Genomic DNA, 19857 nt, shown 5'->3' on the forward strand with positions numbered 1-19857 from the left:
GAGGCGGCTCGCTCCTGCACCATGGGCCTACTCGGCCGGCGGAGGGAGGCGGCGGAGGGGGTGGGCTCGGCTCGCGCCTCGGACTTACTCGACCGCGGCTTCGCTGGTTGAGTAGGCGAGGAGCTTGCGACGAGCCGTATCGAAACCGAGCCCTTTCACACTGTGGAGTTGTCAAAGATCGAACGCGGTCCCGGCTGATGACCGGGTGCGGAAGGTGCTGCGCGTGAGTTTGTGGGGTCAGGCGGCGTCGTCGAGGCGCATGGTGCGGCGGTTGTAGGCGGGTAGCGCCCGACGCTGGGGGTCGATGTCGGCCGGCGGGATGAGCCAGGGGTGGCGGTCGAAACCGATCGTGATGTCCCAGCCATGGTGGTGGACCTGGGTGTGGCAGCGCTGGCAGAGCAGACAGCCGTTGTCGAGGTCGGTGTCGCCGCCGTCGGACCAGTGCTGAATGTGATGGACCTGCGTATATGGCGGTGGCGCACCGCATTTGATGCAGGTCTGGTCGCGGATGATGATCGCTTTGCGCAGGTGCGCTGGGAACAGGCGCCGTTCGCGGCCCATCTGTAGTGGCACGGTCTCGTCGTCGATGATGGCCTCGATCAGGGTTCCGTCGCAGGATAGTTGTCGGGCGATGGCGTGGGTGACGGATCCGGTCCAGGGGAGGGTGGCTGGGTCGCCGGTGGCTGGGATGGTCAAGATCGTTTGGGTTCGTGGGGTGCCGATGGTGTCCATCGCCGCACCGACAGCCGCTTGGTCCAACAGCACCTCGAGTGCGTCCGCGCGGCGCTGGGCTGCAGAGCGACGATCAGGCGCGCCGTCGGGTTCGGCACGAGGCACGGAGCGTTCGTCGATCATGGAGATGAACTTCTCGCCGACGGTCTGTGTCACGTTGGCGTGGATCTCGACTCGACTGTCGTCAGTCACATGGTGGGACAACACATCCAGGGTTCGGTCATCGCTCGCTGGGATGCCGCCCTCGTCGTCGGCGATGGTGTTGCCGATCGTCTGGGCGCGTCCGAGGATCTCAGAAGGCGTGGCACCGGACAGGGCCTGGGCAAGGAGGTCGCTCTCGTGAGCACCCCGATCGGAGTCGGAAAGCGCTGTCGGTGAGCGCTTCTCGATTGTGGAGATGCCCCGGACGAGCGCGTCGACGACCTCGCCGGAGAGCCGACCGTCGGCTGCACAGGCCTCGACCTTGCTCAACATCCCGATCAGTGAGGCGGTCCGAACAGTGCGCGTCGACACCACCGGTGCAAACCCCATCTCGATCAACAGCTTCTTGGTGGTCGACCCTGCCTTCTCTGCGACGCGCAGACGATCGAGTTCGGCTGTCCACGAGACGATCTGATGATCGACCACGTTGCGGATCAGCCGCAAGATCTCGAGTTGTTCGTATGTCGTGCGACCAGTGGGATCGTCCGCGGGTGGAGCGGTTCCCGAGAGTTGGTCGAGGAGGGATTCGAGCGGTGCCATGAGTCCTTTGTACACGAACATATGTTCGAATGCTCGAAAAACTTTCAAACTTATTTCGTCGAGTTCCCGCTGCTCACAGGATGTTTCACTCGTGCTAAAGAAAGCGTGCAACATCAGTGAACAGAATCTCAGAGGTAACAAATAGGTGTGGACAAACAGTGGTTTATGCACAGATATGCGGCGAGTTCCACGCCAACGGCATCCGAAGGCATGTCGGGGCCTCGTAGGCGATCCCGTACGTCAGCGGTGGGCTGTCTGCAGAGCGATCGCGGTGCCGAAGCCGGCGAGCACGGTGCCGGTGACTCGGTCCATCCCGCGTCGGACCTTGGGTCGCACGAAGACCGTGCTGAGGCGGGACAACAACGCAACATAGGTGGAAAGCCACGCGATCGTCAGGCCGGCGTGGATTCCGACGAGTAGAGCAAGAGAAGGCCCGACGGGCCAACCCGCCGGCACCAGCTGGGTGAGGACGCTGGTGTAGAAAACCGCGATCTTCGGATTGAGTAGGTTGGTGATCATCCCGGTGCGCAGGGTCGGAACCCGGCGCGTGCCGGTCGCCGTCTCTGCGGTGTAGTACGTGAGATTTCGGCTCCGCCACAGTGCGCTGATCCCCAGATAGATCAGATAAGCCGCGCCCAGGAGCTTCACGACCGTGTAGGCCTCGGCAGACGCGGCGAGTAGTGCGGATAGTCCGAGGACTGTCAACGCACCCCACACCAGCAATCCGGCACCGACGCCGACGGCGACCTTGAAACCCGCTGCCCGCGTCCCGGAGACTGCCGCCTGCGTCACGACGGCCATGTCGGGGCCGGGTGCCACGGTCAGAAGTCCGAGAACCGCTGTGGCGGTGAGGAGAGCAGAGATCACGGAATGAGTATGACCCACGCGGTCAAGGGGTTGAACAGGCGCGCAAGCCTCGAAACCCCTACGCCTGCACCTCGAAAGCCTTGAGGACCGTGGTCGCCCAGAGCTGCTGTCCGGCAGCGCTCGGGTTGACGGTGTCCTTCAGCAGCGGCGCCAGCGACGCGTCGTCGGTGGGGAAGGCGGAGTAGACGTCGATGACCTGGATGCCTTCGGCGTCCATGGCCGACGCGAAGCCGGCGGTCACCTCACCGGTGTTCTTGCCCTGGGCCGGGCTCTGCTTGATCGCGACGAGGTCGGCGTTCGGGTATTCCTTGCGGAGTTGTGCGATCAGAGGCTGCAGCTGCTCGGCGAGCGGTGTATCGGCATCCTGGGTATGTCCGAAATTAAGCATGATCAAATCCGGTGTGACATCCGCAGGAATCATCTTGTCGAGATTGTCGAGCGCGTAATCCGCGTCTTTTCCGGAGGCGCTGCCATTCCAGAATCCGATCGGTCCGTTCGGGCCGTCGCCGAGTCCGACCATTGCGCCGTAGTCATTGGTCGTGGTGTTCCAGAATTTGGTCGCCATGGGCCGCTGGAGCGTCTTGCTGATCGCACTGCCGACCTTGGGAGCCCAGCCGTCGCGAGCGGCACCGGTCGAATCGCCGAGCAGCACAATCGTTCTGGGCTCGGCAGAGTGTGCCTTCGCGTCCTCGATGAATGCCAGGGTGGCGGGCTGCTCGAGCGGGGTTGAGCTGGTGGGGGCCATCTGCGACGCCGTGTCCGACGTCGGGGCGGTGCGGTTGCTCGACACGATGAGACCGACGACGAGGACCACTGCACACACGATCATGACGATCCATGCCCAGATCGGTGCAGAACCTGCAATGCGCTTCACGGCATTGAACATTTAACCAGTCTCCCAACCCGCGTTTCTCGTCCAGCGACTTTGTCACCATAGCGGCCATTTTCCGACCGCGCGCGAGGCGTCAGGTTCGTTTGTTTCAACAATTACTTGGTGCGGGCAATCCTGCAACTCGGTCGCGGACCCAGGCCGCCATAGCGGGGCCGGGATCGACGATATGCCCTTGCAGTTCCTGTCGGTCACTCAGTACCCGATCTCCGGCATCGCACGCCCGCCTCAATGTGTCTTCCATCACATCGAGTGGTACGACGTCGTCGGCGGCGCCGTACACCGCGAGGATCGGCACCTCGGTCGCGGTCCGGGGGAGGGCGTAGGCCGCGAGTCGGTCGTGCAGGGTCTGCGCGGCCTGCGGGGTCACGGCGCCCAGTGAGGTGTTCTTGGGCACCGACAGCAACGACACCGCGGTGCGGTCGTCTCCGCACTTCGGTACGGCCGAGGTGTCCAGGGCGGAGAGGTGGTCGCCGGGCTTCACCGCCGGATCGGCCTGCGAGACTCCGTGCACAACCAGCGGATACAGGTGCTGCTGGGCCCGGGTGAGCGTGTTCTCCTGGGCTCGCGTCGCGAAGTACTGCGGGTCGAGCAGCGGTGCGACGGCCACGACACCCAGCAACTCACCGCTGCCGCCCCCGTAGCCGCCGAACTCCTCGGCAGCCGACCAGACCGCCGCGCCACCCTGCGACCGGCCCGCGGCCAGCCAGCGAGGGCTGATGCCGAGTCCGGTGGACTGAGCCGCCCGAGCGGAGTCGATGACGTTGTATCCGGCGGTGACCGGCTCCAGGTACGGGTGCGGAGCCTGTTGTCCGGTGCGGGTACCGAGTCCCTGGTAGTCGGTGGTGACCACCGCGTACCCCGCGTCGAGGAAATCGCGGACCGCGGTCAGGTCGCCGAACATGTCCGCCTGGTCCGACGGCGCGCAATCCGGAGTGATGCCGGTGGTTCCGTGCGCGTAGGCGATCAGCGGCCATCCGCCGACCGGGGGAGTGGGCCCCGGAACGAAAACCGCGCCACTCACATTCGTAGGTGAACCGTCGACCCCGGAGGTCGACCGGTAGACCAACCGCTTGGCGACAGTGCCGTCCGGCAGTGACCATGTCTCGGGAATGTCGTCCGTCCGGACGATTCCGCCGCGCTGCTCGACGGCCTCCGCGCTCAGCTTCACCGACGTCGACGACGCCGTCGAACTGGACGCGCCCGCCGTCGAATCATCGTTCGATGTCGACGTACATGCGGCGATCCCCATCCCGAAAACGGACACGACGGCGACAAACACGCCGACGGACCGCGCTCGGCCCCACCTGGATTTCACCCGGAAACGGTAACCCGTCCATTCCTGCGGTTTGCGTCGACGTATTGGTTGAATGATTCTGAGTGAGTGGAGCTGACCGTCGGGACCCGTACAACAGGTGCGTCGTCCGCTGGCCGCTCCGCGCTCACCGACGACGATTCGGCGGTTGCCCGCAGTGGCCGACGTCACACCGAACCGCCTGTGCCGCAGCATGATCCCCAGTTCGTCACCGCGCCGGCCGACGACGAGGTCTACGACTACCTTGGGCCGCAGATGCGCTGGATTCAGCTGGTTCTGATCGCTGCATTCCTGCTGGTCTCTGTCTCACTTGTCGCATTTGCCACCACCCACTTGTGGCTGACCCCGGTGCTTTTTGTCCTCGTTCTGAATGTGATCGGCAACACATTTTCGTTGTTAACCGGGATGAACAAACGACGGGTGACGTGGGGGTCGCATCAGGAACGCGTCACATCCTGGAATCCGCACGACGGCCGCTACCCGAGCGTCGATGTCTTTCTCCCGACGTGTGGTGAAAGCCTGGAGATCCTGCGGAACACCTACCAGCACGTCGTCTCGATGACCTGGCCTGGACGCCTGTCGGTATACGTGCTCGACGACGCCGCGCGCGAGGAAGTTCACGATCTCGCAGCGTCTTTCGGATTCGACTACGTCGTTCGTCCGGACAGAGGACACCTCCGCAAGGCGGGCAACCTACGGAACGCGTGCAAGATCAGCTGCGGTGAATTGATCGTCATATTCGACGCCGATTTCTGCCCGCGCGCCGATTTCCTCGGACATTTGGTCCCCTATTTGGACGACCCGCAGGTCGCAATTGTCCAGAGTCCGCAATGTTTCGCGACCACCGAGTCGATGAACTGGATTCAGCGGACCGCCGGCGCGACGCAGGAATTCTTCTACCGCTGGGTGCTGCCGTCGCGGGATCGGATCGGTGCGGCCAACTGTGTCGGCACGTCGGCGATCTACCGGCGCAGCGCGCTCGACCGGGTGGGCGGCTTCGCCGAGATCGAGCACAGCGAGGACCTCCACACCGGTCGGCACGTGCAGCAGGCCGGTTACACGATCCGCTACGTGCCGGTGGTGCTGTCGCGCGGGCTGTGTCCGTCGGACCTCGCCGGCTTCCTCAACCAGCAGTACCGCTGGTGCCAGGGGACGCTGACGCCGATCAAGAACAACCGGCTCGTCGACCACCCGCAGTCGCAAACCCTCCGCCAGCGCATCGCCCGCTGGGCCGGCGTCCTGTACTACATCACCACCGCGCTGAACGTCTTCCTGCTCTTCCTGCCGGGCGTCATCATGGCCGCCTTCTATCCCGAGGACGTCCGGCCCGTGCAGCTGGTCCCGTTCCTGCTGGGCCTGTGGGTCTACGTGGTGCTGTTCCCGCTGGTGTCGCGCACGCGCTGGCGTTTCGAGGTGCTGCGCATCCAGATGGCCTACAGCTACGCGCATGCGGTGGCGATCTGGCACAAGATCATCGGCCGCGAGATCGGCTGGGTGCCAACGGGCGTGATCGGCAAGTCGAATTCGCTGGCCCGCTCCATCGCCTGGCTCGGCGCGACGGTGCTCGGGGCGTCGTTGCTGGCGTTCTGGGTGTTCATCGTGCGGGACGTGATGGTGTACGGCCTTGCCCAGTTCTGGATGATGGTCGGGCTGATGCTGGCCTACACGTATCTGGCGTTGCCGCTGTTCGTCGAGTTCGTGAAGATCCTGGCCCCGCGGCGTCGTACAAACACCGCGGACGACGACCCGACAGACCCCGACGCGAACGACGTCGAAGAGCACGACAACTCCGACACCGAGACGGTGCAGTTGAGGAAGATCGACCCGAAGGAGATCGCCTCATGACGCCGGTCGGTCCCGCACCCGACGACGCCCGCCCCGCAGCCACTCCCAAACGCCCGACCCCGACCAACTGGAACCGCATCTCGGTGTGGGAGGTCATCGGGTACACATGCGTCATCCTGTTCATCGCGGCGATGGCACTCGGTTGGTTCGACCTCATGCTCCCGTGGGACACGAAGTGATCGGCCGGGCGAGCTGATGACGTACGACGCCCCGACGAAACCGATGGCCGCACTCACCGTTTCGTCGACGCAGGATCCAGCCGAGACGCGCGTGAAGCCGCGGACCTTCTTCGACGACATCGCCGGCCTGCGCGGCATCGCGGTGCTGCTCGTGGTCCTGTTCCACTCGCACGTCCCGTACCTGACCGGCGGATTCGTCGGCGTCGACGTCTTCTTCGTGATCTCCGGATTCCTGATCACCGGACTGCTGGTCCGCGAGTACGAGCGCCACGAGCGGATCTCGTTGCGCGGCTTCTTCGCCCGACGCGCCCGCCGCATCATCCCGCCGGCCGCCCTGGTGATCGTGGTGTCGATCATCGGCGCCGCGATCTTCATGCCGCTGCTCAAGGTTTTCAAGCAGGCCCTCGACCTGCTGGCCGCGGCAGCGCAATTGGCGAACTGGCACTTCATCGAGCAGAACGCCGACTATCTGGCCGGCGCGATCGACGGCAGCCTGGCGACGCACTTCTGGTCGCTCGCCATCGAGGCCCAGCTGTACTTCATCTGGCCGTTCCTGGTGATCGGCGCCGGTGCGCTCGCCACCCGGACACGACTGCGCGAACAGCTGTCGGTTCGCTGGTCAGTCGGCATCGCGGTGCTGCTGGTCAGCGTGGCGTCGCTGGTGTGGGCGATCGTGCTGACGCCCACCGATCCCGCGACCGCCTACATGGCCACCTACACCCGCGCCTGGCAGTTCGGCGTCGGCGGCCTGGTGGCCATCGGCATGCCGGCCCTCGCACGACTCGGTGGAATCCGCGCGAGTAATCCGGTTGTCCTGGTGCTGGGTTGGGCCGGTCTGATCGGCATCGTCGTCGCAGCGTTCATCGTCAACGCCCACACGCCCTATCCCGGTACCGCGGCGCTGCTCCCGACCGCGGGTGCCGCGCTGGTCATCGCCTCCGGTTGTGCCGTTGGTACGGGTTCGCTGTTCGTCGGACGGCTGCTGGCGACGCCGCCGCTGAAGTTCCTCGGTCGGGTCTCGTATGCCTGGTACCTGTGGCATTGGCCGGCGATCGTGCTGTACGAGGCGGTCGTCGGGTCGTCGAGCTGGCCGGTGCTGCTGGCCGTGTCGGCGGGGTCGCTGGTGCTCGCGATCATCTCGACGCTGCTGTTCGAGGAACCGCTGCTTCGTAACCGCGAGCTCAAACGTAATGACTCGGCGTCGATCTCACTGGGCCTGACCGGCGTCGTCGCTGCCCTGGCGGTCACGATGACCGCCGGCGTGATCACCGTGCAGGTGGCCAGCCGCGACACCGTCGCGAACGCGTCGCTCACGTATCAGTCGGTGTTCGGGTCCGACAGCGGTGAGCAGTCCGGCCCAGTGACGCCCAACCCGTTCCAGGCGTTCGACGACCGGCCCGAACCGTTCGAGTGCCTGATCCCGGTGGGGGACACCGCCCCCCGCACCGACTGCGTCTTCGGTCCGGCCGACGGCATCCCGGTGGTGCTCTTCGGCGACAGTCACGCCGACCAGTGGGCGCAGGCGATCCGCAACCTCGGCGCCGACCACGGCTGGCGCATCCACCAATTCACCAAGGCCGCCTGCCCAGCCCAGCATCTGCGGCCGCAGCCCCGCATCCCGGACCCGTACGTGAAGCCGGACTGCCAGGAGTGGCGCGAGGAGACGCTGAAGCGCATCGCCGAGGTGGGCCCGCGGATCATCTTCGTCTCGTCGCTGTCGACGTATGTGCCGGATCGTGTGGTCTCCGAGGCCGCGTGGACGCACACGATGATCCAGCTGCGGAACACCGGTGCGAAGCTCGTCTACATCGCCGACACGCCCTACCCGGGTTTCCAGGTGGCCGACTGCATCTCCGGCTCGATGGACGACTGGACCAAGTGCGAGTTCAACTTCGACGACTACCCGCGCATCGAGCCGATCACCGACGCCGCGTCACGTGACGAATACCCGGACGTGACGACAGTCGGTGTGAATGACTTGTTGTGCGACGGCAACTCGTGCTTCGTTGCGCACAACAAGATCCTCTTCTATCGAGACGACTCACACCTGACGGCTACGGCCGCGCGGGTCCTCGAGCCGGCGCTCCGCGCGCAGCTGGATAAGCAGAGGTTCGACTACAACGCGCGGTAAGCCGGGGGAGGAGCGCACCCGTCGCTCTCTGAGGTGTGACGAGCGTTAGCGAGGAGCCTCGAAGGGCTGGTGAGCAGACCGCTTGAACCTTCTCGCAGCTCCCTGTGACGAGCGTTAGCGAGGAGCCTCCATCGCTCCCTGAGGTGTGACGAGCGTTAGCGAGGAGCCTCGAAGGGCTGGCGACCCGACAACCAAAACCCGAACCACCACCTACTCCTCGTACCGCCGCCGTTCTCGGGTGCGCACGAAAGTGATTGCAGCGATTGCGACTCCAACGATCGAAAGAATGTCCGACTCTGTGAATCCGTGGTTGATGTTGATCGAGATCAGCACCCGTCCCTCGATCGGCCCATTCCACATGAACCATGCGAACGACACGCCCGCCATGACGACCGCCGCTCGGTAGGTAGGTCGAGCCAGACACCAGGAGCCCGTGACAAACAAGAGGTTCAGCAGGACCAACGCATGGAACACAGATGGGTCGACGGGCTGGGCGGGCATCGCACCAGTATCCCTGCCGTTGATACTCGCGCAACCTGGTGGTGCCGACAGTGCCAGGCGACCGTCAGCCCGGTGGGCCGCTACTCATCCAACGCGCAAGTCCGCTGCGAAAGCTTTCGGTGCTGGCAGGCGACGAATTGAACCGCCAGTCACGTTCCTTGTCCATCTGGAACCACACGAAGCCCAGGACATTCGGGGCAGACTCGATGACTCGGAAGAAGTCTGTAATCCACTCCGCTTTGAGATTCGGGGTATTGCCGTCCGCGCAACCTACCTCAGTAATGAGTGTCGGGCGATTCGGGCTCAACCTGCTCAGTGCTTCAAGACTTTCGGAGAAAAGCTTGTGGGCGGACTGCCATTGGTGGCCCGGTGACTGACCCCAGTTGTAGCCGTCCAAGCCGAGGTAGTCCACGAGATCATCTCCGGGGTAGCAGTCAGTAAAGTCCCGAGTGCCCTCAGTGATCGCATTTGGCGCCCATACGAACTGAACGTTCGGTGCCATGTCTCTGATGATCGAATGCATTCGCGACCAGGCGGCTCGGTAGTCGTCGGACGTGTTCTGGCTGGTTCCGATCGACCATGGGTACCAGGTTCCGTTCATCTCTTGCGCAAACCTGAGCAAGACTGGGTATGGCCATGCAGCCAGTTGCGTTCCCCAACGAGACAGGTCCGAATCGTGTCGACCAGCAGCGATGGTCGCAAGCGAGCACGAGGACTGGTCACGTCCCTTATTAGGGTCCCAAGGTTCGAGAGTCACGATCGGGGTTGCTCCATTGCCGCGTATGAGATCGAGGGTTGCGACTGGCAGTGAATCTGGGATGGCTGCGAATAGGTGTACGAAATGCGGCTTGTAGCTGGCGAGCGATGCAAGCCGGTCGATTGAGCTGAACGCTGGCTGATCTGTAGCAGTCACAGTCGGTATGAACGCTCCCCAGGACCGCCGGTGATCAATCGGTTGCTGCTGTGGACGACTGTCTACACTGCAAGAAGTAACCCCGACCATCGCCGTCGCTAGCGTAGCCATTAAGAACGTGCGACGCGGGAGTCTGGCACCTTGCTCTCTCGGCCTCGCGTTATCGATCACTCAGTCATTCTTGCTGCCGCCGCGTTGGTTGGAGAACCTGGGGCCGTAGCAACGCGTAGCCAACGGGCTGTTCACGCTACAGAAACCAATTTGTCCCGAGTTTCGAGTATTTGAGACAAATGAGACTTGAGCGTGTCGGAATTCGGACATTTGATAGTTTCCGTAACTGTTTAAAGAAAACTAAGTTTCTGCGGGTTTGTCCTCCGATCCGGGGGCTCGTCATCGAAGGAAGGTGCATTGCGACAACGTTCGGAATCCGTAGCTGACGACAGTCTATGAGATCCGTCACTATCCATGCGATGTGGTTTGGCCTGCTGAAATGCCTGCCGCGCAGCAGAATTCACTAGGGACTTTGGTCCCTAGTGACTACGAGGCGGGTCTGAGGTGTGGAGCGAGTCACAGTAGATCGGCACCTAGGGGCCACCCGTCTTTGCTAGCTAGACGTTCCTACAAATTAGTAACCTGAAGTGTCGTCCGGCTGGACTACAAAAGCGTTCAAGTTGTACATATGACCACTCTGAAATACGCTCCCTAACATCCGCGTAGCCAATTGCGGGCGGACGTCGTCGACGTTCTGGTGGTTGGGCGTAGGGGCCGATCGCCGCCTTCGAGTTCATCAGTTTTGTTTTGGGAGGTTGGCTGTGGCCCATCGTCCGGCCTACGAAGCATTGGGACGGAGTACGGAGCGCACGCCCCTGCGACTGCGCTTTGCGAGCAGGGCGCGTGAGCGTTCGCGCTCCTGGATTCATGGTTACGTGATCCGGCTTGCTTGGACTGACGCCGCGATCGTGGCGGTCGCAGTAGCGCTCGCGCAGTTGGTGCGGTTCGGAGCAGACAGCCCGCTGACACCGAACGGGGCCGCGCACCTGCCAGCTGCAGTAGTTTCGCTTGCTTTGCTCGCGAGTTGGTTGATTTCTTTGCGCGCGTTTCAGACGCTCGACCGCAGGATCGTCGGGTCTGGATCGCAGGAGTACAGCCGCGTCGTCACCGCTTGCATGGCCGTGTTCGGAGTGCTCGCAATGGTCGACCTCCTCTTTCGGCTGAATTTTGCCAGAGGATTCATTGCCATAGCGCTTCCTGTCGGCACGATCGGACTGTTGCTATCTCGATGGGCGTGGCGCCAATGGCTCGGCAATCGGAGAGTCAACTCGAAGGATCTTGAACGCGTCCTCGTCATCGGTAGCCACAGCTCGGCAGTACCGCTCATCGAGCGTCTGCTCAGAGAACCGGGGCTAGGATTCCAAGTCGTTGGCATCTGCCTCCCCGCGCGAGTCGGTCACCGCGAGCGCATTTCGGTGGGGGATATCGAAGTCCCAATTTATAGAAGCTTTGACGACGTCTGCACAGCCGTGGTCGAGTCTGCTGCGACGACTGTAGCTGTGACCTCTGCGGAAGCTCTCGGCCATGACGCGATGCAGGCACTGTCTTGGGACCTAGAAGGCCTCGACGTCGACATGATGGTCTCTCCGGGCGTGACAGACGTAGCGGGACCCCGGGTGACGGTGAGGCCCGTCGCCGGACTGCCGTTGTTGCATATCGACAAACCGAGGTACGAGGGAGCCAACAGGTTCCGGAAAGCTGTAGTCGATCGAGTCGGGGCGGCGATCATCCTCTTCGTGCTTCTCCCTCTTTTTGTGGCGGTCGCGATCGCAATCAAACTCGATTCGAAAGGTCCGGTTTTTTACCGGGCAAACCGGGTTGGTATTAACAACGTCCCCTTCTCTATGTGGAAGTTCCGATCGATGGTTCAGGATGCGGACTCCCAGAAAGACTCCCTCCGGTCACTGAATGAAGGCTCCGGTGTACTCTTCAAAATGCGTGAGGACCCCCGGGTTACAAGGGTTGGCGCATTCATTCGCCGATACAGTCTCGACGAACTCCCTCAGCTTCTGAATGTGGTCGGCGGAACGATGAGTCTCGTGGGTCCACGTCCGCCGTTGCCAGACGAGGTAAAGCGATACGACGGTCGAGTGGCTCGGCGGATGCTAGTCAAACCGGGAATGACGGGGCTCTGGCAGGTTTCAGGGCGTTCAGACCTGCCTTGGGAAGAGGCGGTACGGCTTGATCTTTCATACGTTGAGAACTGGTCGATCATGCAAGATGCCCTGATTCTTTGGAAGACGGTTCGGGCGGTTATAGCGAAAGATGGAGCTTACTAATTATGCGGATGGTAGTCCTAGGGCTCGGGTATCTCGGTGCAACCCACGCTGCCTGTATGGCAGAGCTTGGACACGAAGTATTGGGTGTTGAGATCGATCCCGCAAAAAGAGATTCGCTTGCAGCAGGCGAAGTCCCGTTCTACGAACCCGGATTGCCGGATTTGTTGAGCAAGCATATTCGATCAGGGAATCTGCAGGTAACTGATTCGTATGCCGACGCGGCAGACTTCGCAGATGTGTTTTTTATAGCTGTCGGTACCCCGCAGAAGAAGGGCGAATACGGTGCCGACTTGCAATATGTTGACTCGGTGATTGAGGAACTTGTACCACAGCTGACCAGGAACTCGATCATTCTGGGTAAATCTACGGTACCTGTCGGTACAACAAACCGGCTTACTGAGCGTGCGGCTGAATTGGCGAAGGACATTGGGGTCGAGATCGCCTGGAATCCAGAGTTTTTACGCGAAGGTTACGCCGTCCGAGACACGTTGGAGCCTGATCGCCTGGTTGTCGGTGCTTTCCCTGGGGGGCAAGCAGAAGCGATTGCTCGCGATATTTATGCGAGCGCAATTGAGCGAGGTACGCCATTCTTGGTCACCGATCCGTCGTCTGCGGAACTGGTTAAAACGTCAGCGAACGCGTTCTTGGCCACAAAGATCTCCTTTATCAATGCCATTGCCGAGGTGTGTGATGCGGCCGGCGCGGATGTTAGAGCTGTCGCTGACGCAATCGGGTTTGATACACGGATCGGTCGCAAATTCCTGAATGCGGGGCTTGGTTTTGGCGGTGGCTGCCTCCCGAAGGATATTCGCGCTTTCATGGCCCGCGCCGGTGAACTTGGTGCTGCCGAGGCGCTCTCGTTTCTGCGCGAAGTTGACAACGTCAATATGCGACGCCGTACCCGAATGGTTGAACTGACGCGCAAAGCTTGCGGCGGATCATTACTGGGCGTGAGGATCGGTGTGCTCGGCGCTGCTTTCAAGCCAGAGTCGGACGATGTTAGAGATTCGCCAGCTTTGAACGTGGCCGGCCAGGTGCAGCTGCAGGGTGCTTCTGTCACGGTCTACGATCCGAAAGCAATGGCAAACTCCCGGCTATTGTATCCCACTCTTGATTATGCAACGACCGCCATTGGTGCCTGCGAAAGCGCCGACGTTGTAATAGTCGCCACAGAGTGGAATGAATTTGTCTCGCTTGACCCATTCAGGGTTGGAGACGTCGTAAGGCAGAAGCGTGTTATTGATGGACGAATGTGCCTCCCTGAAGCTGCCTGGAAAGCTGCAGGGTGGGAGTACTGGACATAAACAAATTGGCTGAACGTATACAGCAGTATTCGAGCGCCGAGAGGCTGATTTTATAGTGGCAGTAACAACTAGTGCGAGGACTAACGAACGGGACCGGCCAAGTGCTGTCACACGCCTCGCTGTTCACCAGATAGACATGGCACGCCCGGTGCCGGGCGGGATCGATACATGTATTCGCGGTCTATGTAGGTTTGCTGATCCTTCTGTCTCCTTTGCGATCATTGGTGTTGATGCAATCGGCGATCGCAACCGTCTCGGAAAGTGGGAAACATACGACTTCGAAAGTCGCACAGTCTGGTTCATGCCGGTCGCCTCTTTGGACCCAGCAGACCAGCGGAGAAGGATCCCGCATACTGTGAGGCTCCTCGCGGGCCTGCTGCGGTTTTTGGGACGGTTGCCCAAGTCAACACTTGTTCAGGCACATCGTGCGGATAGCGCATTCTTTCTGGGTGTTTTGTTCCGAAGGCCGCTCGCGTACTTTATTCACACACAGGACTCGGGTATTACCTCTCAGGATTCTGATTCTGTATGGCGAAGAGTTTCGAGGCTCCACCGGTCAATGGAGAGATGGGTCGTCGGTCGCGCTGATTCGGTTACCGTATTCAATCCTGATTACGCTGAAAAGGTACGGGAGTGGAATAGTGAATGTATATCTTCACCTACGTGGTTCGATCCGGCAGTCTTCCACCCGACAGTAGGCCACGGCGAGATTGCTGAACGCCGGGAGACGCGTGTTGTGTGGGTCGGACGACTTGAGAGGCCGAAAGATCCGTCGTTAGCCCTCGAAGCGTTCAAGGCGCTGCTCTCCATGGAAACTCCCGCTCATGCGTCAGTGCACTTGGACATCGTCGGCGACGGGACCGAACGGGAGACATTGGAGCGTCTCATTGGCGAGATGGCGCCAGCCGTCCGGGAGCGCGTCGCCCTGCGGGGACGTCTTAGCGCTGGTGAAGTTGCGGGGCTATTGCGGGCTGCGTCGGTCTTCCTCATGACATCGCACCCCGGGTACGAGGGCTATCCTCGCGTGTTGGTAGAGGCCCTGGCGTGCGGAACTCCTGCGGTGGTGACATGTGGATCGGACACTGGTGGACTGGTCCGCGCTGGCGTGACGGGGTACGTTGCGAGCGACCGCAATCCGGAAACGTTGGCGGCTGCTATCGTGCAAGCGAAAAGTATTGACCGCGCGGTAGTTAGCCGTTCTGTCGAGAACTTGAGTGCGGACCGAGTGGTCGAGCGAATCATCCCGCCCTCAGCTAGGTCACGCGAGTCAGAATGCGGCCCTTTGGTGATCGGGCCGAACTCAGACGGCACCTTGGCAATCGACGGCCTGCCAGTATTCAGCGGGAACATGGATGAGTTGATGGACCGACTCGCGGGCCTACTCCAAGAATCTGATAAGCGTCCCTTGGTCGTCACGCCCAATGTCGATCAGGTCGTGAAGCTGTCTAAGAACCCGCATTTAAGGGAACTGCTCCAGACCGCAAGCGTTCGGATTGTGGACGGCAAGCCGATCGTTTGGCTCGCGCAGTGTCTGGGTATTAAGAATGTTCACCGCCTCACGGGGGCCGATCTACTGACCAAATGTGCAGCGGAGTCTGCTGCTCGTGGCTGGACTGTCGCAGTCGTAGGTGGGCCGGCGGGCGTTGCCGCGACCGCTGCAGCCAAGTTGGCGAGTTCATATCCAGGTGCGCAGGTGCACGGACTTGATCTTCCGAACGCTGGGCTGGGCGAGCCCGCCCCTCCCGAAATCCTGCAAAGACTTGCCGATATTTCTCCTGACCTTGTCTTTGTGTGCCTCGGATTTCCGAAGCAGGAGGCGTGGGTGGCCGCAAACCGCGAGTATCTGCCAGACGCTGTTTATGTTGGTGCCGGGGCTGCTGTTGAGTTTGCTGCGGGGACCAAGGCGCGGGCACCGCAGTGGTTCCAAAATTTGGGACTCGAATGGCTTTACCGCCTTGGGCAGGAGCCGTCGAGGCTTGCGCGACGCTACCTAATAGACGACACACACTTCGCGCGAATTGCGATCGCATCAATCTGGAAGGCCAAGGCATGAAGGCTTTGATTACCGGTGCAGCTGGATTTATCGGAAGCACTCTCGCTACACGGCTTGTTGATGATCCGGGCGTCGAGAGAGTTATCGGGATCGACAGCTTCACTGAGTACTACGACCCTGCGATCAAAACCTCCAACCTTGCTGTCCTCCAGGAGAACCCCAAGTTCGAATTCATTCAGGGGGACTTGAACACGATTGATCTCAACGTCCTCCTCGATGGCGTCAATGTGATTTATCACCAGGCTGGGCAACCGGGCGTACGAAAGTCCTGGGGCACATCGTTTGACAGCTACCTGAGTGCGAACGTGGGCTCGACTCAGCGACTTCTAGAGGCTGCGCGTAGCCACTCCGAGCTTGACCGTTTCGTTTATGCATCCTCATCGTCCGTGTACGGCAACTCCGAGTCATATCCAACGACTGAGGCGACTTTGCCGCGGCCATACAGCCCATACGGGGTGACGAAGTTGGCTGCTGAACACCTCGTTTCGCTATATGCCAACAACTACGGTGTTCCTACCGTGTCCCTTCGCTACTTTACTGTGTACGGCCCACGCCAGCGGCCGGACATGGGCATGCATCGATTCATTACTAATGCTTTAAACGGTGACCCAATCGATATTTACGGAGACGGTAACCAGATCCGAGACTTCACCTACGTAGACGATGTCGTCCGTGCGAATGTTGCAGCCGGCGCCGCGAGCGGCATCAATCCAGGATTGGTTGTCAACGTTTGCGGAGGCAGTACCGTAACAGTCAATGAGGTTCTGGATACCATCGAGGGGGAAGTTGGCAAACCCTTGAACCGGAATCACTTGCCCAATATTCCTGGGGATGTGCGTAAGACCGCTGGTACAAACGACCTAGCTGCCACTACGATCGGTTGGACGCCCAAAGTTGGAATTCGCGAGGGCTTAGCGAGGCATATTCAGGTTCTGAGTCGGGGTGCGAAGTGCATAACTCAGACGGAAAGATAGCCGACTCGGCCGATGCGAGGGAGTTTCTCTCAAGTGCCTTATCACGCAGTGGGGGGCTCGGACCATATCGTCGGTATAGGAATGCGCTGCAGTGTGACCTTGCGGCATATGGCATAACGGGTTGGCGACCGTGGAGCCGTTTTAAGCTGCCGACACTGCACTATCAACGTGTATTGCGCGCTACGGAGTACTTCCGTGAGCGAGAAGGCTTTCTTTGTCATGTTGTTTCGATACTTCTGTACATTCGGCTGAAGTCGATCGGTAAGAAGCTTGGGCTGAGTGTTCCGCCTGGCGTATTCGGTCCCGGTTTAAGCATTCCTCACTACGGAAGTGTAGTTGTGAACGACAAGGTGCGGGCTGGTGCCTTTTGTCGGATACATTCGGCTACCAACCTGGGAGAGTCGGACGGCTCTGCGCCAGTTCTGGGAGATGGTGTCTATATCGGTCCAGGTGCTGTCCTCTACGGCGGGATCTCGGTAGGTAGAGGATCAGTCGTCGGCGCTAACGCGGTAGTCGGCAAAGACATTCCTGAGAACTCACTTGCCGTGGGAGCCCCCGCATCGGTCAGGCCGATTGGTGGTGCCTACGGCCGGTCCATGCCGACGCATATCATACGCGCACTGTTCGAGTATGAAAATGCACGAAATCAAGGGCGCTGCCACAGCAGCGGTTCGAACAAATGACCAACGACACCGGATCAAAATCTCGTCTGTCTCTTCGTAGCCTCGGCGGGTTCGTCGGCCCGGCACTGCTGCAAAAGCTGATTCCATTTGTCGCCCTACCGATCTTGGCTCACTCGATAAGTGTTGCAGATTTGGGCCTTTGCGGTGTCTTGACTACGATTTTCCTGCTCGGGAACAGTGTGTTTGGTTTTGGTCAAGATACAATAATGTTTGCGGAATCGAAAGGGAGGTCGGTATCTGCGGCATCGAAAGGGATGGTTGAACCTTTCGCGGTCCTGCTAGTTTCAAACCTCACTGTGTGCTTTCTCGTGTCCTGTGCGATTGCTGGAGGGCAGTTTTTCGATGCAGGGATATTCTATTATTCTGTCCTGATTGAACTGGCAGCGGCGTCAGTATATTCGATAGGTTATATGCCGTTCGCGACTCTTACACGAATCAACTACGAGCCTACGAAGTTCGCCTTCGTGGTGTTGGCTTTCAGTGCCGTTCAATACGTGACCAAATTGGTGCTTGTTCCCGGTAGCGAAAACCCAGTTCTGGTTTGGGCGTTGACCGACCTTGCATCAGCAACAGTAGTATTCGCTGCGACGGTGTGGAGTTATGGGATCAAAGTCTTTCGTACTCATTGGAACAAGGAGCTTGTTGTAAGTTCCGCAGTTCGCGGATTTCCACTGGTCCCCAGTAAAATTGCGCAGTGGTTTCAAACTTCGTCGGATAGATCTTTGATCTCTCATATCAATGGCCCGGTCCAGGCTGGGCAGTATGCTGCTGCCGGCCAATTTACTAACGCGGCCCTGGGACTCATAGTTGAGATATCAAGATATTTCACGCCTTCTCTTTCTGAGTATGCACGCAACTACAAATTAAGCGGCGCGTTCGACCCCCGGATGCGGCGGGTAATGTTGTGGCAAGCGATAGTGATGTCAACTGGGGCTACGTTAATGGCAGTCGCTGGGCCTGTGGTGGTTGCCCTACTCTTTCCCGAATCGTATGAACCAGCGCAAAGGGTCGTGGCGGGACTCGCAGGTCCGGTGTTGCTAGCTGGACTCGGTTTCGTCGCAATCAACTTTGTAACGGTTTCACTGGCGCAAACCGGGCGAGTGTGGATATGGACCACCGCTGGTGCACTCGCTTCTGTACTTGTGAACTTAGTATTGCTGCGACCGTTGGGACTCGCTGCGGCAGTTATCGCATCGTCCGTGGGCTACGGCGTTGTGTTAGTTGGCGTGGCACTTACGCATTGGGCCGACTTGCGGAAGGCTGGCGCTCTGACGGCTCAGGTTGCTAGTTCAGTTGCGATTTCGGGAGTCGCCATTGGCGCGTCGGTGACTTTCTATAAATCAGTCGTGGTGCTATCGCTAGTTGGCTGTGCGTCCGGGTTACTGTTCGTTCTCCTTATCGTCTCAGCGAAGATCGGCAGCCCGGATCGAGATAATCACGAGGTAGCGCGAACATCTCGCGCAAAGCGGGAGAGGGTCTAGTCGTGCCGGAAGTCACCGTATTGATGCCTGCGCATAATGCTGAGAGATTTATCCGCCGGTCGGTAGTCAGTACTCTTCGAGCATTGCCAGAGGACTCCGAGTTAGTAGTCGGTTGCGACGGTTGTACCGACCAGACTATTTCAGTCCTTGATTCGATCAAAGACGTTCGGTTGCGAACTATCGTTTTCGAGACCAATCAGGGTGTTGCGGCCACCTTGAATAAGTTGGTGGACGCAACTGATAGTGCGATTGTTTCGCGCATGGATGCAGACGATATCTGTCTGCCTTGGCGATTTCGATACCAGCTCGAGGGATTAGAGCCGAACGAGCTTCAGTTCGCGAATGTTGTGCACTATCGCGGCCAGTATACGGTTCCAAGGCCTGTGGCGCCCTATCCGATTGAGGGTTCGATCGTGCCGCTGCTTCTGCTACTCGAGAACCCGTTCGCTCATCCAACATTGACCACTACTCGTAGGACTCTAGGTCGCCTCGGTGGCTACAGAAACGTCCCGGCGGAAGATTACGACCTGTGGGTGCGTGCTGCGCTCGAAGATGTGCCTATAAGGCGTCGGCCTTTGGCTACTGTGCTGTATAGGCACCACGAGTCCCAAGCTACGACGGCGGTTGATGCCAACAGGCGAAAATCTATGTCGCGGGAAATGGCTTCTGCGCATCGCGATTTGTGTAAGGCAGTCACGGGACGAGACTACGGTTGTTGGTCAGCACTTCGAGACCCGAGTTCCGCGAGTGCGGACGAGAAGGCCGACCTAAAAGCATTATGTCGGTACCTTTCGGAGCAGGGTGAGTTTCGAGGTCGCCGGGACACGCGAATGTTACGGAGGGCGATAGCTCGCGTAACCCAACACAACACGGTCCGGAGTAGGGTCTTATGACTCGAGAAGACATGCATGTTAGAGCG

16 protein-coding genes and 1 pseudogene are annotated in these 19857 nt (G+C 60.2%); 11 read left to right on the forward strand and 6 right to left on the reverse strand.

Going from position 1 to position 19857, the window contains the following annotated elements:
- Window positions 1–237 precede the first annotated feature (237 nt).
- The 4 genes from M1L58_RS20330 to M1L58_RS20345 all read right to left on the reverse strand — a co-directional run bounded on the left by M1L58_RS20330 (window position 238) and on the right by M1L58_RS20345 (window position 4547).
- Window positions 238–1473 (reverse strand): HNH endonuclease, encoded by a 1236-nt coding sequence (locus tag M1L58_RS20330; protein WP_248660271.1) that lies wholly within the window; start codon window positions 1471–1473, stop codon window positions 238–240.
- 240 nt (window positions 1474–1713) lie between these two features.
- Complete coding sequence (locus tag M1L58_RS20335) at window positions 1714–2340, reverse strand: LysE family translocator (RefSeq protein WP_248660272.1); 627 nt, start codon at window positions 2338–2340, stop codon at window positions 1714–1716.
- Window positions 2341–2398: 58 nt separating this feature from the next.
- Entirely contained in the window at window positions 2399–3226 is an 828-nt protein-coding gene (locus M1L58_RS20340) for an SGNH/GDSL hydrolase family protein (RefSeq protein WP_248660273.1), read from the reverse strand.
- Window positions 3227–3320: 94 nt separating this feature from the next.
- Entirely contained in the window at window positions 3321–4547 is a 1227-nt protein-coding gene (locus M1L58_RS20345; RefSeq protein WP_248660274.1) for a lipase family protein, read from the reverse strand.
- A gap of 66 nt (window positions 4548–4613) precedes the next feature.
- On the opposite strand from M1L58_RS20345, the gene M1L58_RS20350 reads away from it, so the two are divergent.
- The 3 genes from M1L58_RS20350 to M1L58_RS20360 are packed head-to-tail and all read left to right on the forward strand — an operon-like array spanning window position 4614 to window position 8699.
- Window positions 4614–6389: a glycosyltransferase family 2 protein gene (locus M1L58_RS20350; RefSeq protein WP_248660275.1), complete on the forward strand. Its 1776-nt coding sequence runs from the start codon at window positions 4614–4616 to the stop codon at window positions 6387–6389.
- A complete protein-coding gene (locus tag M1L58_RS20355; protein ID WP_006865151.1) occupies window positions 6386–6568 on the forward strand; it encodes a hypothetical protein in 183 nt (60 codons plus the stop codon). Before M1L58_RS20350 ends, M1L58_RS20355 begins: the two co-directional genes overlap by 4 nt.
- Before the next feature lie 16 nt (window positions 6569–6584).
- Window positions 6585–8699: an acyltransferase family protein gene (locus M1L58_RS20360; protein WP_248660276.1), complete on the forward strand. Its 2115-nt coding sequence runs from the start codon at window positions 6585–6587 to the stop codon at window positions 8697–8699.
- Window positions 8700–8909: 210 nt separating this feature from the next.
- On the opposite strand, the gene M1L58_RS20365 is transcribed toward M1L58_RS20360, so the two are convergent.
- Window positions 8910–9200, reverse strand: a complete 291-nt coding sequence (locus M1L58_RS20365) for a hypothetical protein (protein WP_248660277.1) — start codon at window positions 9198–9200, stop codon at window positions 8910–8912.
- A gap of 64 nt (window positions 9201–9264) precedes the next feature.
- Window positions 9265–10224, reverse strand: a complete 960-nt coding sequence (locus M1L58_RS23375; RefSeq protein WP_308221830.1) for a glycoside hydrolase family 26 protein — start codon at window positions 10222–10224, stop codon at window positions 9265–9267.
- Window positions 10225–10925: 701 nt separating this feature from the next.
- Here M1L58_RS23375 and M1L58_RS20375 point away from each other — a divergent pair.
- The 8 genes and pseudogenes from M1L58_RS20375 to M1L58_RS23675 all read left to right on the forward strand — a co-directional run bounded on the left by M1L58_RS20375 (window position 10926) and on the right by M1L58_RS23675 (window position 19831).
- The gene (locus M1L58_RS20375) at window positions 10926–12443 is read left to right on the forward strand and encodes a sugar transferase (protein ID WP_248660279.1); all 1518 of its coding nucleotides are present in this window, start codon (window positions 10926–10928) and stop codon (window positions 12441–12443) included.
- Between the two features lie 2 nt (window positions 12444–12445).
- Window positions 12446–13747: a UDP-glucose dehydrogenase family protein gene (locus M1L58_RS20380; RefSeq protein WP_248660280.1), complete on the forward strand. Its 1302-nt coding sequence runs from the start codon at window positions 12446–12448 to the stop codon at window positions 13745–13747.
- A 136-nt stretch (window positions 13748–13883) separates the two neighbouring features.
- A pseudogene (locus M1L58_RS23665) lies at window positions 13884–14903 on the forward strand (glycosyltransferase); the annotation flags it as partial.
- A gap of 129 nt (window positions 14904–15032) precedes the next feature.
- Window positions 15033–15800 carry a WecB/TagA/CpsF family glycosyltransferase gene (locus tag M1L58_RS20385; RefSeq protein ID WP_248660281.1) on the forward strand — a complete coding sequence of 256 codons (768 nt, stop codon included), beginning with the start codon at window positions 15033–15035 and terminating at the stop codon, window positions 15798–15800.
- Complete coding sequence (locus M1L58_RS20390; RefSeq protein ID WP_248660282.1) at window positions 15797–16774, forward strand: NAD-dependent epimerase/dehydratase family protein; 978 nt, start codon at window positions 15797–15799, stop codon at window positions 16772–16774. Before M1L58_RS20385 ends, M1L58_RS20390 begins: the two co-directional genes overlap by 4 nt.
- 350 nt (window positions 16775–17124) lie before the next feature.
- The gene (locus M1L58_RS23670) at window positions 17125–17457 is read left to right on the forward strand and encodes a hypothetical protein (protein ID WP_374112770.1); all 333 of its coding nucleotides are present in this window, start codon (window positions 17125–17127) and stop codon (window positions 17455–17457) included.
- Window positions 17454–18938, forward strand: a complete 1485-nt coding sequence (locus tag M1L58_RS20395) for a lipopolysaccharide biosynthesis protein (RefSeq protein ID WP_248660283.1) — start codon at window positions 17454–17456, stop codon at window positions 18936–18938. Before M1L58_RS23670 ends, M1L58_RS20395 begins: the two co-directional genes overlap by 4 nt.
- 2 nt (window positions 18939–18940) lie before the next feature.
- Window positions 18941–19831: a glycosyltransferase family 2 protein gene (locus M1L58_RS23675; RefSeq protein ID WP_374112768.1), complete on the forward strand. Its 891-nt coding sequence runs from the start codon at window positions 18941–18943 to the stop codon at window positions 19829–19831.
- Window positions 19832–19857 lie beyond the last annotated feature (26 nt).

Source organism: Gordonia sp. C13, from assembly GCF_023218005.1.
GTDB classification, from domain to species: domain Bacteria; phylum Actinomycetota; class Actinomycetes; order Mycobacteriales; family Mycobacteriaceae; genus Gordonia; species Gordonia namibiensis.

Excerpts from the sequence above, each read along its gene's own strand:
- M1L58_RS20360 (WP_248660276.1), top strand. The coding sequence starts at position 6,585 with ATGACGTACGACGCCCCGACGAAACCGATGGCCGCACTCACCGTTTCG.
- M1L58_RS20330 (WP_248660271.1), bottom strand. The coding sequence starts at position 1,473 with ATGGCACCGCTCGAATCCCTCCTCGACCAACTCTCGGGAACCGCTCCA.
- M1L58_RS20380 (WP_248660280.1), top strand. The coding sequence starts at position 12,446 with ATGCGGATGGTAGTCCTAGGGCTCGGGTATCTCGGTGCAACCCACGCT.
- M1L58_RS20340 (WP_248660273.1), bottom strand. The coding sequence starts at position 3,226 with ATGTTCAATGCCGTGAAGCGCATTGCAGGTTCTGCACCGATCTGGGCA.
- M1L58_RS20395 (WP_248660283.1), top strand. The coding sequence starts at position 17,454 with ATGACCAACGACACCGGATCAAAATCTCGTCTGTCTCTTCGTAGCCTC.
- M1L58_RS20355 (WP_006865151.1), top strand. The coding sequence starts at position 6,386 with ATGACGCCGGTCGGTCCCGCACCCGACGACGCCCGCCCCGCAGCCACT.
- M1L58_RS20390 (WP_248660282.1), top strand. The coding sequence starts at position 15,797 with ATGAAGGCTTTGATTACCGGTGCAGCTGGATTTATCGGAAGCACTCTC.
- M1L58_RS20365 (WP_248660277.1), bottom strand. The coding sequence starts at position 9,200 with ATGCCCGCCCAGCCCGTCGACCCATCTGTGTTCCATGCGTTGGTCCTG.
- M1L58_RS23375 (WP_308221830.1), bottom strand. The coding sequence starts at position 10,224 with ATGGCTACGCTAGCGACGGCGATGGTCGGGGTTACTTCTTGCAGTGTA.